Source organism: Pseudomonas sp. 39004, assembly GCF_028682155.1.
Lineage (GTDB): Bacteria > Pseudomonadota > Gammaproteobacteria > Pseudomonadales > Pseudomonadaceae > Aquipseudomonas > Aquipseudomonas capeferrum.
This window is the reverse complement of record NZ_JANIAG010000056.1, coordinates 1-15,000: the sequence shown is the minus strand read 5'-3', so window position 1 is coordinate 15,000 and position 15,000 is coordinate 1. Positions and strand designations below refer to the sequence as shown.

Below are 15,000 nucleotides of genomic sequence, written 5' to 3'. Positions count from 1 at the left end.
ACGTGGGTGTCGGCATGGCGTCTGTATTTGCGACTGTATGGCGGCTTTAGGGAGGCGGCGACGGATGGGTTCAAAAAATTGTGTACAATTTGACGATGGAATGTCTTAATAACGCCATTCCCGCACATCGCAGGCCGTTTGGCGTGATGATGGCCGTGTATTTTTTGCCCACAGATTGAACAAGAGGCGACAAGCAATGGGACGTTTGACCACACACGTACTGGATGCCGCGCATGGCTGCCCGGGCAGCTCGATCAAGGTCGAGCTGTACCGCGTCGAAGGCCAGCAGCTGGAGCTGGTTAACACCGCCCTGACCAATAGCGATGGCCGCGTCGATGCGCCGCTGCTGCAGGGTGACGATTACCGTACCGGCGTTTACCAGCTGCAGTTCAGTGCTGGCGCCTACTACCGTGCCCGCGGCGTACAGCTGCCGGACACGGCGTTTCTGGATGTTGTTGTGCTGCGTTTTGGCATCGACGAGCAGCAGGAGCACTACCACGTGCCGCTGCTGATCTCGCCGTATAGCTATTCGACCTATCGCGGAAGCTAGTTGGTCGCTAGAAGAATCTTCGTAGGTCCTTTGGCCCGCTCTCACACTGGCGGGCTTTTTTTCGTCTTCTGTTTTCTACAGTTCAGGTGGCATCAACCATTTGACTGACATTTTTGTCAGTACTTTCGTTCGGGCCTGTCTGGGATGATCAGGTGCCAAGTCCCAATTGAAGATATGGCCTGATGAATACACAAAATGCCTATCTACCCTATGGCTACCACCTGCCCGATCAGCGTGTTCTCGGTTTCAATGGTGAGCGGCTGGACCCGGTCACAGAGCATTACCTTCTGGGGAATGGTTATCGAGCCTTCAATCCCTCTTTGATGCGGTTCAATAGCCCGGACAGCTTGAGCCCGTTCGCTGAAGGTGGTGTGAACGCCTATGCGTACTGCCAGGGCGATCCCGTGGATTACCAGGACCCAAGCGGTCATAGCTTTTGGAGAATGCTGGCGGGGGTTGTGAAGACGCCGAAGCGAAAGGCCATAACTGCAATTGTTAACGAGGGGCAATTTACACAAGTAGTTGGTTGGCATGGGACCAGTCGTAAAAATAGGCCCTCACTGTTCAGAGGGCTATCGTCAGGGCACTCAGAGGTTCATAGGCAGGCTCAAGGGAGAGGGTTCTATGTCGCACCAACCCCTGAGCACGCGAAACGATACGCTGACCTCTACGACGATGGCATTGTCTTACCGGTACTCTCGCGCAAAGATGCCAGGTTGGTTCCCGGTGTGGGCTATAAGAAGGATGTGTTTGATGTTGTCGTGATCACAGAGGCGGCATTCGATGTTGTCAGGGTGCGTGAAGCCGTTCCGTCAGGCGCGACGCCAGCTGCACTTCCTCGAACTGGCATCTTCGCGAGAAAACCAGCACCAGCTGCATAAAAATGGGCGCCGAAGCGCCCTTTGTTGGGGTGGAAGATCAGAGGAACACAAACTTGGCAATGAAGATCGCGCACAGCACCCAGAGGCTGGCCGAGATTTCCTTGTACTTGCCAGTGCCCGCCTTCAACGCCACATAGGTGATGAAGCCAAGGGCAATACCGTCGGCGACCGAGAAGGTCAGCGGCATCATGATCACCGTGACGATCGCCGGAATGCTGTCGGTGGCTTCATCCCAGTGGATATGCGCCATGCTGCCCATCATCAGCATGGCCACGTAGATCAATGCACCCGCAGTGGCATAAGCCGGAATCATCCCGGCCAGCGGCGCGAAGAACATCGCCGCAATGAACAGCAGCCCCACCACCACAGCTGTCAGGCCAGTCCGGCCACCGGCGGCCACGCCTGCGGCACTTTCTACATAGCTGGTTACCGGCGGCACGCCGACCACCGCGCCGAATACGCTGGACGCACTGTCTGCCTTCAACGCCCGTGACAGGTTTTCGATACGCCCATCAGGCGCCACCAGGTTGGCCCGTTGTGCCACGCCCATCAGGGTGCCGGCGGTGTCGAACATGTGCACGAAAAGGAACGCCAGCACCACGCTGATCATGCTGACGTTGAACACGCCGGCGACATCCATGGCCATCCAGGTCGGCGCCAGGCTCGGTGGCATCGATACCACCCCGCCAAACTTCACCAGGCCCAGCCCCCAGCCGGCGAGGGTGACGCCGATGATGCTGATCAGGATCGCGCCGAATACCCGTTTGTAGCTGAGGATGGCAATCGACAGGAAGCACACCGCCGCCAGCAGTGGGCCGGGTTCATGCAGCGAGCCCAGCTTGATCAGCGTGGCCGGGCTGTCGACGATGATACCTGCGGTCTTCAGGCCGATCAGTCCGAGAAACAATCCGACGCCGGCCCCCATCGCATGGCGCAGGCTCAACGGGATGCTGTTGAGCAGCCACTCGCGCACCTTCGACAAGGTGAGGAACATGAACAGCACACCCGAGACGAATACCGCGCCCAGTGCCGTTTCCCAGTTGTAGCCCATGGTGCCGACCACGGTGTAGGTGAAGAAGGCGTTCAGGCCCATGCCGGGCGCCAGGCCCACCGGCCAGTTGGCGTACAGGCCCATTAGCAGGCAGCCCAGCGCTGCGGCGATACAGGTGGCGACGAAGGCCGCGCCGTGGTCGATGCCGGCGTCGGCCATGATGTTGGGGTTGACGAAGATGATGTAGGCCATGGTGATGAAGGTGGTCACCCCGGCAATCATTTCGGTTTTGACGGTGCTGCCGTGTTGCTTGAGTTTGAAAATCCGTTCCAGCCAGCTCGTTTCGAGCGGTGGGGCGAGATCCAGCGTAGGGGCTTCGGATTTGCGGCTTTCCACAGCGGGTACTCCTCAAGTCTTTCTTGTTGTGTCGGAGCCATTGTCCTGCGCATGCACTTGGCGGCTCCGCGAGGGGAAGGCAGACGCCTGACCATTTTGTTGACTTATGGGTCAGGAAGTCGCACGGTGGATTATGCTTTTGTGTACAAAGAATGCAAATAATGTTTTATCTTTTGTGCGCACAAATGCTCGTACAACGGCTATATATGTGAAAGGCCACCTGCAGAAACGGGTCAGCCTGTGTACAATGGCGCCATACCTTGGTCCTTCATCCCTTTTCAGGACTTGCCAGCCACCCTCTGACACGCGTTACAGTCAAGGTCCGACTGGTGGATCCACGTGCTCGAGTGCCCATGAACGAACAGCTGCAACCTCTGAAAAAACCTGTGCGCACTGGCAAGGCCGGGCGCAGTGGTACCCAGGACGACATCGTCTACGCGCATATTTTCGAGGCGATCCTCGAACAGCGTCTGGCTCCGGGCACCAAGTTGAGCGAGGAAGCGCTGGGCGAGATCTTCGGCGTCAGCCGCACCATCATCCGTCGCGCCCTGTCGCGCCTGGCCCACGAAAGCGTGGTGCTGTTGCGGCCCAACCGTGGTGCGGTGGTGGCCAGCCCGACGGTTGAAGAGGCGCGCCAGGTGTTCTTCTCGCGGCGCATGGTCGAACGCGCCATCACCGAACTGGCCGTGCAGCACGCCACCCTCGACCAGCTCAACGAGCTGCGTCAGATGGTGCGCGAGGAGCGCGACAGCTTCTCGCGCGGCGATCGGGGTGCGGGTATCCGTCTTTCTGGCGAATTCCACCTCAAGCTGGCCGAAGCGGCGGGCAATGCGCCCCTGGTCAGCTTCCAGCGCAGCCTGGTGTCGCAGACCTCGCTGATCATTGCCCAGTACGAAAGCGGCAACCGCTCGCATTGCTCCTATGACGAGCACATGCAACTGATCGATGCCATCGAAGCGCGTGACGCCGAGCAGGCGGTGAGCTTGATGATGCACCACATGGACCACATCGACAGCAAGCTGAACCTGGACGAGGAGAGTGCCTCGGACGATCTGCATGCGGTGTTCTCGCACCTGCTGAAAAAGCCAAAGGTTTCGGCCAAGGGTTGATCGTTTGCCTCGGTAGATGTGGGGTTTTGCAGGCGCGGGCTTGCCCGCTCCTGCACATTAGCCAAAGGTCTGCTAAATTCTTGTGAGCAAACCTTCATCAAGCAGTTGGGCTTGCGCATTCGTTGCGTTCAACTTCTTGAGGAATGGATTCATGAGCATGTCCCTCGGTAAACGCATGGGTGCCGAATTGATCGGCACCTTCTGGCTGGTCCTTGGTGGCTGTGGCAGTGCGGTACTCGCAGCCAGTTCCCCCCTCGGTATCGGCGTTCTCGGTGTTGCTTTCGCCTTCGGCCTTACAGTGCTGACCATGGCCTTCGCCATCGGCCACATTTCCGGCTGTCATCTAAACCCTGCCGTATCATTCGGGCTGGTGGTGGGCGGGCGTTTCCCGGCCAAAGAGCTGCTGCCCTACGTGATCGCTCAGGTGATCGGCGCCATCCTGGCTGCGGGTGTGATCTACCTCATCGCCAGCGGCAAGGCCGGTTTCGAGTTGTCTTCGGGATTGGCTTCAAACGGCTACGCCGACCACTCGCCCGGCGGCTACACACTGGGTGCGGGTTTCATCAGTGAAGTGGTGATGACGGCGATGTTCCTGGTGGTAATCATGGGCGCCACCGACTCCCGCGCCCCAGCAGGTTTCGCGCCGATTGCCATCGGCCTGGCCCTGACCCTGATCCACCTGATCTCCATTCCGGTGACCAATACTTCGGTCAACCCCGCGCGTAGCACGGGGCCGGCACTGTTCGTCGGCGGCTGGGCCCTGCAGCAACTGTGGCTGTTCTGGCTGGCGCCGCTGATCGGGGCTGCGATCGGCGGCGCGTTGTACCGGGGCCTGGCGAAAGAACCTTAGCGCTGGTGCACGCAACGCCCGGCGGCGTAGGTTTCCCGCACGGTGCGGTCATCGCCCAGGGTGGTGAGCACGAACAGGGTCTCTTCGATGCTGTTGGACTGCTGGATACGGTAGTCCAGCAGTGGCGTGGCCTTGTAGTCGAGCACGACGAAGTCGGCATCGTTGCCGGGGCGCAGGCTGCCGATGCGATCGTCCAGGCGCAGTGCGCGGGCGCCGCCGAGGGTGGCCAGGTACAGCGACTTGTAGGGGTGCAGGCGCGCGCCCTGCAACTGCATGACCTTGTACGCCTCGTTGAGGGTGTTGAGCAGCGAGAAGCTGGTGCCTGCACCCACGTCGGTGCCCAGGCCCACGTTGACCTTGAAGCGCTCGGCCTGGGGCAGGTTGAACAGGCCGCTACCTAGGAACAGGTTGGACGTCGGGCAGAAGGCCACGGCCGAACCGGTTTCGGCCAGGCGCTGGCACTCGTCGTCGCACAGGTGCACGCCATGGGCGAACACCGAGCGCTCGCCGAGCAGCTCGAAGTGGTCGTACACGTCCAGGTAGCCCTTCTGCTCCGGGAACAGTGACTTGACCCAGTCGATTTCCTTGAGGTTTTCCGACAGGTGCGTGTGCATGTACACGCCTGGGTGCTCCTTGAGCAACTGGCCAGCCAGTGTCAGTTGCTCTGGCGTGCTGGTCGGTGCGAAACGTGGGGTCACTGCGTAGTGCAGGCGGCCCTTGCCGTGCCAGCGTTCGATCAAAGCCTTGCTTTCGCTGTAACCGGACTCGGCCGTGTCAGTCAGGTAGTCAGGGGCATTGCGGTCCATCATCACCTTGCCGGCGATCATCCGCAGGTCGAGGCGCTCGGCTTCTTCGAACAAGGCGTTCACCGACTCCGGGTGCACGCTGCCAAACACCAGGGCGGTGGTGGTGCCGTTGCGCAGCAGTTCCTTGAGGAAGATTTTCGCGACCTGGTCGGCATGGCCCTTGTCGGCGAACTGCTTCTCGCACGGGAAGGTGTAGGTGTTGAGCCAGTCCAGCAGCTGTTCGCCGTACGAGCCGATCATGCCGGTCTGTGGGAAGTGGATGTGGGTATCGATGAAGCCTGGGGTGATCAACGCATCCTGGTAATGCACCACTTCGATGCCGGCATCCAGGGTCGGCAGCAGGTCGCTGGCGTGGCCGAGGGCGCTGATGCGGCCGTCGTCGACCACCAGCAGGCCGTCTTCGTAGTAGGCGTGGGAGGCGTCCAGGCCGACCTCGGCCGGGTCGGCGATGCTGTGCAGGATGGCGGCACGGTAGGCTTTGCGGGTTGCGGTCATAAAGCGCTCGTCAAATGGCTTGGCTGCGCCGGGAGGGCGGCAGCAACTGGGCAATGGGGCCGGCGTTGGCGGCAGCGTCATGCTGGCCGAAGCAGGCGTTGTAGGTGGCAATGATTTCGCCGGCGATGGACACGGCGATCTCGATCGGCAGCTTGCCCTTGACTTCGGCAATGCCCATCGGGCAGCGCATGCGCGCCATGACGGCATCATCGAAGCCACGCTCGCGCAGGCGGTGCTCGAACTTGGCCCGTTTGGTCTTCGAGCCGATCAGGCCGAACCAGGTGAAATCATTGCGTTTGAGAATGGCGGCGGTCAGTTCCAGGTCGAGCTGGTGGTTGTGGGTCATGACGATGCAGTAGCTGCCAGCTGGCAGGTCGGCCACTTCGTCGACGGGCTCCTCGTTGACCACCTTGGTCACCCCGTTGGGGATGAGCTCGGGAAATTCCTGTTCGCGCGAATCGATCCAGCGCACCCGGCAGGGCAACGCGGCGAGCAAGGGTACCAGAGCGCGGCCGACATGGCCCGCGCCGAACACCGCGATCTGCGCCTGCACGGCGGCCATCGGCTCGAACAGCAGCACGGTCACGCCGCCGCAGCACTGGCCGAGGCTTGCGCCAAGGCTGAAGCGCTCCAGGTGCGGGGTGGTGCGCTGGTCTTCGAGCATTTGCCGGGCGATGTGCAGGGCCTTGTATTCCAGGTGGCCGCCGCCGATGGTATCGAACAGCGCGGTGGCGCTGACGACCATTTTCGAGCCGGCGTTACGCGGGGTAGAGCCGCGTTCCTCGATGATGGTCACCAGCACGCAGGGTTCACCGCGGGACTGGTGGTCGGCGAGGGCGTTGATCCATTGGTGCATGATCCAACCTCTCTTCTGTCTACGCGGGCCTTGTGTAGGAGCGGCCTTGCGTCGCGAAAGGGCTGCGCAGCGGCCCCCGGATTTCAGCGTCGCTGCTAATCCCTGATTCCAGCGTCGCCGCTAATCCCGGATTTCAGCGTCGCCGCTAAAATCGATGGGGGCCGCTGCGCAGCCCTTTCGCGACGCAAGGCCGCTCCTACACGGGCTTGGGCGTGCGTGCCAGGCAATACACATCGACCCGGCGTGCCCCGGCCTTGGTTAACACCTGGGCAATCGCCTGGGCGGTGGTGCCTGTAGTCAGCACGTCATCGACCACCGCTACATGCCTGCCCGCCAGCGCCTTGTGCCCGGTAACGCTGAACGCCTGGCGCAGGTTGCGGCGCCTGGCCTTGGCATCCAGGTGCTGCTGCGCCTGTGTTTCGCGTGTACGCAGCAGCAGCCTCTCGTCGCAATCGATGCCCAACTGCGATGCCAACCAGCGCGTCAGCATGCCGGCCTGGTTGAAGCCGCGCTCACGCAGTCGACGCTTGGCCAAGGGTACAGGCAACAGCAGGTCAGGTTGCGCAAGGCCTTCTGCATAGCGATGTTGCAGGCCCTGGCCGAGCAATTCGGCCATCAACCGCCCCAACGGCCACTGGCGTTTGTGCTTGAAGCGGCTGATCAGCGTGTCTACCGGGAACCCGTAATGCCACAGCGCGATGACCTGGTCGAACGCCGGCGCCCGGCGGCTGCACTGGCCGCAGGTCAGGTTGGCCATGGGCAAAGGCAGGGCGCAGCGCAGGCAGTAGTCCTGCAGCCAGGGCAACGCCTGTTCGCAGGCGACACACAGTGGGTACGCCTGTTCGGCAGGGGCATCGCAGAGCAAACAGTGTTGGTTAATATTTAGGCACTTGTAAGCCAGCGCTTTCAGGTTGGGTTGACAGTTCATAGGCCTTCCATGACTATGCGAGCTATCCGTGATGCGCTGGCGGGCATTCTTGTCCCGGCGCCAGTTACAGCCTAAACAAGGAAACGCCGATGAGCGCCAGCACAACTGCAACAACACGTCACGACTGGTCCCTGGCTGAGGTCAAGGCGCTGTTCCAGCAACCGTTCAACGACCTGCTGTTCCAGGCGCAAACCATGCACCGCGCGCATTTCGACGCAAACCGCGTGCAGGTATCGACCCTGCTGTCGATCAAGACCGGCGCCTGCCCGGAAGATTGCAAATATTGTCCACAGTCCGGCCACTACAACACCGGGCTGGAAAAACAGAAGCTGATGGAAGTGCAGAAGGTGCTGGAAGAAGCCGCCCGCGCCAAAGCCATCGGCTCGACCCGCTTCTGCATGGGCGCGGCGTGGAAGCACCCGTCGGCCAAGGACATGCCCTACGTGCTGGAGATGGTCAAAGGGGTCAAGGCCATGGGCCTGGAAACCTGCATGACCCTCGGCAAGCTCGATCAGGATCAGACCCAGGCGCTGGCCCAGGCCGGCCTCGACTACTACAACCACAACCTCGACACCTCGCCCGAGTTCTACGGCAGCATCATCACCACTCGCACCTACAGCGAACGCCTGCAAACCCTGGCCTATGTGCGTGATGCCGGGATGAAGATCTGCTCTGGCGGCATCCTCGGCATGGGCGAGTCGCTGGATGACCGCGCCGGCCTGCTGATCCAGCTGGCCAATCTGCCCGAGCACCCGGAGTCGGTGCCGATCAACATGCTGGTCAAGGTGGCGGGTACGCCGCTGGCCGAAGAAGAAGATGTCGACCCGTTCGACTTCATCCGCATGCTGGCGGTGGCCCGCCTGCTGATGCCCAAGTCGCATGTGCGCCTGTCTGCCGGCCGCGAGCAGATGAACGAGCAGATGCAGGCCCTGGCCTTCATGGCGGGCGCCAACTCGATCTTCTATGGCGAGAAACTGCTGACCACCGCCAACCCGCAGGCTGACAAGGACATGCAGCTGTTCGCCCGCCTGGGTATCAAGCCTGAGGCCCGCGAAGAGCACGCCGATGAAGTGCACCAGGCAGCCATCGAGCAGGCGCTGGTCGAACAGCGCAGCAGCGAGATGTTCTACAACGCAGCAACGGCCTGAGATGGCCTTTGACCTGGCGGCGCGCCTAGCCGAACGGCGCGCAGCAGACCTGTATCGGCAGCGGCCACTGCTGGAGAGCCCGCAGGGGCCTGAAGTGGTGGTCGATGGCCAGCCGCTGTTGGCGTTTTGCAGCAATGATTACCTGGGCCTTGCCAATCACCCGGAGGTGATCGCCGCCTGGCAGGCCGGCGCCGAACGCTGGGGTGTCGGTGGCGGCGCGTCGCACCTGGTGATAGGCCACAGCACGCCGCACCACCAGGTCGAAGAGGCACTGGCAGAGCTGACCGGGCGCCCGCGCGCGTTGCTGTTCTCCACCGGCTACATGGCCAACCTGGGCGCCATCACTGCGCTGGTGGGGCAGGGCGACACGGTGCTGCAGGACCGCCTCAACCACGCCTCGCTGTTGGATGGCGGGCTGCTCAGTGGTGCCCGTTTCAACCGCTACCTGCACAACGACCCGGCCAGCCTGGCCAGCCGCCTGGACAAGGCCGTGGGCAATACCCTGGTGGTGACCGACGGGGTGTTCAGCATGGATGGCGACCTTGCCGATTTGCCGGCCCTGGCCAAGGCCGCCCGCGCCCGCGGCGCCTGGCTGATGGTCGATGATGCCCATGGCCTGGGGACCTTGGGGGCCCAGGGTGGCGGTATCGTCGAGCACTTTGGTTTGGGTGTGGATGATGTACCCGTGCTGATCGGCACCCTGGGCAAAGCCTGCGGCACGGCCGGCGCTTTTGTTGCCGGTAGCGAAGCGTTGATCGAGGCGCTGGTGCAGTTCGCCCGGCCTTACATCTACACCACCAGCCAGCCCCCGGCGCTGGCCTGTGCCACGCTTAAAAGCCTGGAACTGTTGCGCCGCGAAACCTGGCGCCGCGAGCACCTGGCCGCGTTGATCCGCCAGTTCCGCCAGGGCGCCCAGCAGATCGGCCTTGAGCTGATGGACAGCCCCACACCGATTCAGCCGATCATGATCGGTGACAGCGCCCAGGCCCTGCGCCTGTCACAGATGTTGCGCGAGCGGGGCTTGCTGGTGACGGCGATCCGCCCGCCCACCGTGCCCGCCGGCAGCGCGCGCCTGCGGGTGACGCTGAGCGCCGCGCACAGTGAGGCGCAGGTGCAGCTATTGTTGAATGCATTGGCCGAGTGTTATCCACAACTGGAGAGCACCACTGGAGAGCGCCGATGCGAAATCGACTGATTCTACTGCCCGGCTGGGGCCTGGGCACCGCTGCCCTGGAGCCACTGGCTGCCAGCCTCCGGGCCCAGGATGCACGCCTGCAGGTCGAGCTGATGCCCCTGCCGGAACTGGCCGAGGCCGATGTGCAAGCCTGGGTCGACCACCTCGATCGCAAGCTGCCGACTGATACGTGGCTGGGCGGCTGGTCGCTCGGCGGCATGTTGGCCAGTGAGCTGGCAAGCAGGCGCGGTGATCACTGCTGCGGCCTGCTGACCCTGGGCAGCAACCCCAGCTTCGTGGCGCGGCCGGACTGGCCCCACGGCATGGCCGACGACACCTTCGGCACCTTCCTCGACGGTTGCCGCAGCCACACCCAGGTGACGCTCAAGCGCTTTCGCAGCTTGTGCAGCGACGGTGCCCTGCAACCGCGTACGTTGCTGCGTCAGCTTGGCGTAGGGGTGCCGGACACCGACCCGCTGTACCTTGCCACCGGCTTGCAGGTGCTGGCGCAACTGGACACGCGCGCGGCCCTGCAACACTTCGCCGGGCCGCAACTGCACCTGTTCGCCGGTAGCGATGCGCTGGTACCGGCGGAGGCCGCGAAGGCCCTGAGCGAACTGTTGCCGGACGTGGAGGTCGGCCTGGTCGAAGAGAGTTCCCACGCCTTCCTGCTGGAGTACCCCCAGGAGCTGGCGGCGGGCATCAAGAGTTTCCTGCATGAGAGTGGCGATGACTGACCTTTCCCGTCCGACCCTGCCCGGCGCGCTGCCGGACAAGCGCCAGGTGGCGGCCTCGTTTTCCCGCGCGGCGGCCAGCTACGACAGCGTCGCGGCCTTGCAGCGCGACGTTGGCATGAGCCTGCTGGGCCAGTTGCCGGAAGGGCTGGCGCCGTCGCGCTGGCTTGACCTGGGCAGCGGCACCGGGCACTTCAGCCGGGTGCTGGCCGAGCGCTTCGCGCAGGCCAGTGGCGTGGCGGTGGATATCGCCGAAGGCATGCTGCGCCATGCCCGGCATGAGCAGGGCGGCGCCCAGCACCACGTGGTCGGCGATGCCGAGCGCCTGCCGCTGCGTGAGGCCAGCGTCGACCTGGTGTTCTCCAGCCTTGCGGTGCAGTGGTGCGGGCAGTTCGCCAGTGTGCTGGATGAGGCGCGGCGGGTGCTGCGCCCAGGCGGTCTGCTGGCGTTCAGCAGCCTGTGCGTCGGGACCCTCGACGAGCTGCGCGCCAGCTGGCAGGCGGTGGATGGCCTGGTGCACGTCAACCGCTTCCGCCGCTTCGACGATTACCAGCGCCTGTGCGCCGGCAGTGGCTTGCAGCACGTGACGCTGCAGCAGCGTGCGCACGTGTTGCACTACCCGGATGTACGCAGCCTGACCCACGAACTGAAGGCCCTTGGCGCCCACAACATCAACCCGGGCCGCCCCTCGGGCCTGACCGGCCGCGCGCGCATGCAGGGCTTGTTGCAGGCATATGAGGCATTTCGCCAGCCCCAGGGGCTGCCAGCCACTTACCAAGTGGTCTATGGTGTGTTGCGCAAGCCACAGGGGTAAGGGGAGTCAGATGAGCCAGGCCTATTTCATTGCCGGTACCGATACCGACGTCGGCAAGACCACCATTGCCGCCGGCCTGCTGCATGCGGCGCGCTTGCAAGGCATGAGCACCCTGGGGGCCAAGCCGGTGGCGTCCGGTTGCACGGTAACCCCAAAGGGCTTGCGCAACAGCGATGCGCAGGCGCTGATCGATGAAAGCTCGATCAAGTTGCCGTACGAACAGGTCAACCCGTTTGCCTTCGAGCCTGCGATCGCACCCCATGTCGCGGCCCGTGAGGCTGGCGTCACGCTGGGCGTGCCCGAGCTGCTGGCGGCGATGCGCAACGTGCTGCAGCAAAACGCCGACTTCACCTTGATTGAAGGCGCCGGTGGCTGGCGCGTGCCGTTGTCGGGCCAGGCCAACCTGTCTGACCTGGCCATCGCCCTGAAACTGCCGGTGATTCTGGTGGTGGGGGTACGCCTGGGCTGTATCAGCCATGCCTTGCTCAGCGCCGAAGCGATCGCCCGCGACGGGCTGCAATTGGCGGGCTGGGTGGCGAACATCATCGAACCGCGCACGTCGCGCCTGGAAGAGAACCTGGCCAGCCTCGCCGAGCGGTTGCCCGCGCCTTGCCTGGGGCGGGTGCCCAAGTTGAAGCAGGCGAGTGCCGACATGGTGGCGGAGCATTTGCAGCTGGATTTGCTCGATTAACCGCCGCTGTCTATCGACTGGCACTGGGCCATTAACGATTTAAACGGGCCTTTTCTGCCGTCGCCTGCTTTAATTAGGCCTGTTCGTCATCCAGCGTCAATGGAGTCCTGACATGGAAATCACCGGTAGCTCCGCCTACTACGCGGGCCTGAGCGCAATCCAGACCGGCCAGAACCGCGTCGATCAAGCCGCCAGCCAGATCGCCAACACCACTGCCGAGCGCACTGCCACCAGCCAGTCCAGCGACTTTCAGGCAGAACGCCTGCGCGCGGTCGATCGCAGCCAGCAAATGGACATGGCGACCAGTACCGTGCAACTGGCACTGGGCAAGCACGAAGTCGAGCTTGGCGCAAAGGTCGTCAAGGCTTCCGACGAAATGCTCGGTCGGATCATCGACACCTACGCCTGATTTCTGGCTTCCCCTGTAAAACACCTCCTTTCAACACTGTGGGAGCGGGTTTACCCGCGAATGCGTCCGATCAGACACCTTTATCGTCTGGGAGGCCCTGTTCGCGGGTAAACCCGCTCCCGCGGCCTGCGCATTTCAGACACTGATCGTCGTGCAGTGGCCGAAACGCCATTTTTCGTGACGTAAATGGCACCATCGTCCCTCCTTGACATCCGCGCGTGCTAAACGTAAGTTTCAAACAACTGTTTGATCGAAAGCCGCCAAGAGCTTGTCGGTAGTACCGATCACCCCCGAACTCATCACAGAGGTTCACCGCAATGCCTGATTACAAAGCCCCCTTGCGTGATATCCGTTTCGTTCGCGACGAGCTGCTCGGCTACGAAGCGCATTATCAGAGCCTGCCGGGTTGCGAGGACGCCACGCCCGACATGGTCGACGCGATCCTTGAAGAGGGCGCGAAATTCTGTGAGCAGGTACTGGCCCCGCTGAACCGCGTTGGCGACCAGGAAGGCTGCACCTGGAGCGAGTCGGGCGTGAAGACGCCGACCGGCTTCAAAGCGGCTTACGAGCAGTTTGTCGAGGGTGGCTGGCCGAGCCTGGCGCATGACGTTGCCCACGGCGGCCAAGGCCTGCCGGAATCGCTGGGCCTGGCCCTGAGCGAGATGGTCGGTGAGTCGAACTGGTCGTGGGGCATGTACCCAGGCCTGTCCCATGGCGCCATGAACACCATTTCCGAGCACGGCACGCCTGAGCAGCAAGAGGTCTACCTGACCAAGCTGGTTTCCGGCGAGTGGACCGGCACCATGTGCCTGACTGAGCCGCACTGCGGCACCGACCTGGGCATGCTGCGTACCAAGGCCGAGCCTCAGGCTGATGGTTCGTACAAAGTGTCGGGTACCAAGATCTTCATTTCCGCTGGCGAACACGACATGGCCGACAACATCGTCCATATCGTGCTGGCCCGCCTGCCCGATGCCCCGGCTGGCACCAAAGGCATCTCGCTGTTCATCGTGCCGAAGTTCATGCCCAACGCCGAAGGCGCTGCCGGCGAGCGTAACGCCGTGAGCTGTGGTTCGATCGAACACAAGATGGGCATCCACGGTAACGCCACCTGCGTGATGAACTTCGACGGCGCAACCGGCTACCTGATCGGCCCGGCCAACAAAGGCCTGAACTGCATGTTCACCTTCATGAACACCGCTCGCCTGGGCACCGCACTGCAAGGCCTGGCCCACGCCGAAGTGGCTTTCCAGGGCGGCCTGAAGTATGCCCGTGAGCGCCTGCAGATGCGCTCGCTGACCGGCCCTAAAGCCCCTGAAAAGGCGGCCGACCCAATCATCGTCCACCCGGACGTGCGCCGCATGCTGCTGACCATGAAGGCCTTCGCCGAAGGTAACCGCGCCATGGTCTACTTCACCGCCAAGCAGGTCGATATCGTCAAGTACAGCCAGGACGAAGAAGAGCGCAAAAAAGCTGACGCGCTGCTGGCCTTCATGACCCCGATCGCCAAGGCCTTCATGACCGAAGTCGGTTTCGAGGCCGCCAACCACGGCGTGCAGATCTACGGCGGCCATGGTTTCATCGCCGAGTGGGGCATGGAACAGAACGTGCGCGACAGCCGTATCTCCATGCTGTACGAAGGCACTACCGGCATCCAGGCCCTCGACCTGCTCGGCCGCAAGGTGCTGATGACTCAAGGTGAAGCGTTGAAGGGCTTTACCAAGATCGTGCACAAGTTCTGCCAGGCGCAAGAAGGCGTCGAGGCGGTCAAAGAGTTCGTCGAACCGCTGGCGGCCATCAACAAGGAATGGGGCGAGCTGACCATGAAGGTCGGTATGGCCGCCATGAAAGACCGCGAAGAAGTGGGTGCCGCTTCGGTCGATTACCTGATGTATTCCGGTTATGCCTGCCTGGCCTACTTCTGGGCTGATATCGCCCGCCTGGCTGCCGAGAAGCTGGCTGCCGGTACTGAAGAAGTGGCGTTCTACACCGCCAAGCTGCAGACCGCGCGCTTCTACTTCCAGCGCATCCTGCCGCGTACCCGTACCCATGTGGCGGCGATGCTGTCGGGTGCAGGTAACCTGATGGCGATGGAAGAAGAGCACTTCGGTCTGTCTTACTGACCCATAAGCTGTAGAAAAACCCGCCTGCCCTTACCGGCAGGCGGG

14 protein-coding genes and 1 pseudogene are annotated in these 15,000 nt (G+C 62.7%); 11 read left to right on the top strand and 4 right to left on the bottom strand.

Going from position 1 to position 15,000, the window contains the following annotated elements:
- The first annotated feature begins 196 nt into the window (after positions 1 to 196).
- Complete coding sequence (uraH, locus tag NP534_RS12255; protein ID WP_008091641.1) at positions 197 to 550, top strand: hydroxyisourate hydrolase; 354 nt, start codon at positions 197 to 199, stop codon at positions 548 to 550.
- Positions 551 to 747: 197 nt separating this feature from the next.
- A pseudogene (locus NP534_RS12250) lies at positions 748 to 994 on the top strand (RHS repeat-associated core domain-containing protein); the annotation flags it as partial.
- Positions 995 to 1,468: 474 nt separating this feature from the next.
- On the opposite strand, the gene NP534_RS12245 reads toward NP534_RS12250, so the two are convergent.
- Complete coding sequence (locus NP534_RS12245) at positions 1,469 to 2,818, bottom strand: NCS2 family permease (protein ID WP_047583647.1); 1,350 nt, start codon at positions 2,816 to 2,818, stop codon at positions 1,469 to 1,471.
- 353 nt (positions 2,819 to 3,171) lie between these two features.
- On the opposite strand from NP534_RS12245, the gene NP534_RS12240 reads away from it, so the two are divergent.
- Both NP534_RS12240 and aqpZ read left to right on the top strand, forming a co-directional pair.
- Positions 3,172 to 3,927: a GntR family transcriptional regulator gene (locus NP534_RS12240; protein ID WP_047583646.1), complete on the top strand. Its 756-nt coding sequence runs from the start codon at positions 3,172 to 3,174 to the stop codon at positions 3,925 to 3,927.
- 151 nt (positions 3,928 to 4,078) lie between these two features.
- Positions 4,079 to 4,777: an aquaporin Z gene (gene aqpZ, locus NP534_RS12235; protein WP_033699378.1), complete on the top strand. Its 699-nt coding sequence runs from the start codon at positions 4,079 to 4,081 to the stop codon at positions 4,775 to 4,777.
- On the opposite strand, the gene guaD is transcribed toward aqpZ, so the two are convergent.
- From guaD to NP534_RS12220, 3 genes are all read right to left on the bottom strand, one after another.
- Entirely contained in the window at positions 4,774 to 6,078 is a 1,305-nt protein-coding gene (gene guaD, locus NP534_RS12230) for a guanine deaminase (RefSeq protein WP_033699377.1), read from the bottom strand. The genes aqpZ and guaD overlap by 4 nt on opposite strands.
- Before the next feature lie 10 nt (positions 6,079 to 6,088).
- Complete coding sequence (gene xdhC / locus NP534_RS12225; protein WP_095063711.1) at positions 6,089 to 6,934, bottom strand: xanthine dehydrogenase accessory protein XdhC; 846 nt, start codon at positions 6,932 to 6,934, stop codon at positions 6,089 to 6,091.
- A gap of 196 nt (positions 6,935 to 7,130) precedes the next feature.
- Positions 7,131 to 7,862, bottom strand: a complete 732-nt coding sequence (locus NP534_RS12220; RefSeq protein ID WP_274098870.1) for a ComF family protein — start codon at positions 7,860 to 7,862, stop codon at positions 7,131 to 7,133.
- A gap of 89 nt (positions 7,863 to 7,951) precedes the next feature.
- Between NP534_RS12220 and bioB the strand changes: the two genes are divergently transcribed.
- From bioB to NP534_RS12185, 7 genes are all read left to right on the top strand, one after another.
- Positions 7,952 to 9,010 carry a biotin synthase BioB gene (bioB, locus tag NP534_RS12215; RefSeq protein ID WP_274098869.1) on the top strand — a complete coding sequence of 353 codons (1,059 nt, stop codon included), beginning with the start codon at positions 7,952 to 7,954 and terminating at the stop codon, positions 9,008 to 9,010.
- A gap of 1 nt (position 9,011) precedes the next feature.
- Positions 9,012 to 10,205 (top strand): 8-amino-7-oxononanoate synthase, encoded by a 1,194-nt coding sequence (gene bioF / locus NP534_RS12210; protein WP_274098868.1) that lies wholly within the window; start codon positions 9,012 to 9,014, stop codon positions 10,203 to 10,205.
- A complete protein-coding gene (locus NP534_RS12205) occupies positions 10,190 to 10,921 on the top strand; it encodes an alpha/beta fold hydrolase (protein WP_186658628.1) in 732 nt (243 codons plus the stop codon). The genes bioF and NP534_RS12205 overlap by 16 nt, the downstream gene beginning before the upstream one ends.
- Entirely contained in the window at positions 10,914 to 11,732 is an 819-nt protein-coding gene (gene bioC / locus NP534_RS12200) for a malonyl-ACP O-methyltransferase BioC (protein WP_274098867.1), read from the top strand. Before NP534_RS12205 ends, bioC begins: the two co-directional genes overlap by 8 nt.
- A gap of 10 nt (positions 11,733 to 11,742) precedes the next feature.
- A complete protein-coding gene (bioD, locus tag NP534_RS12195; RefSeq protein WP_033703090.1) occupies positions 11,743 to 12,423 on the top strand; it encodes a dethiobiotin synthase in 681 nt (226 codons plus the stop codon).
- A gap of 112 nt (positions 12,424 to 12,535) precedes the next feature.
- Entirely contained in the window at positions 12,536 to 12,832 is a 297-nt protein-coding gene (locus NP534_RS12190; RefSeq protein ID WP_274098866.1) for a pyrroloquinoline quinone biosynthesis protein PqqE, read from the top strand.
- A gap of 317 nt (positions 12,833 to 13,149) precedes the next feature.
- Entirely contained in the window at positions 13,150 to 14,955 is a 1,806-nt protein-coding gene (locus tag NP534_RS12185; protein ID WP_033703087.1) for a phenylacyl-CoA dehydrogenase, read from the top strand.
- Positions 14,956 to 15,000: the final 45 nt, after the last annotated feature.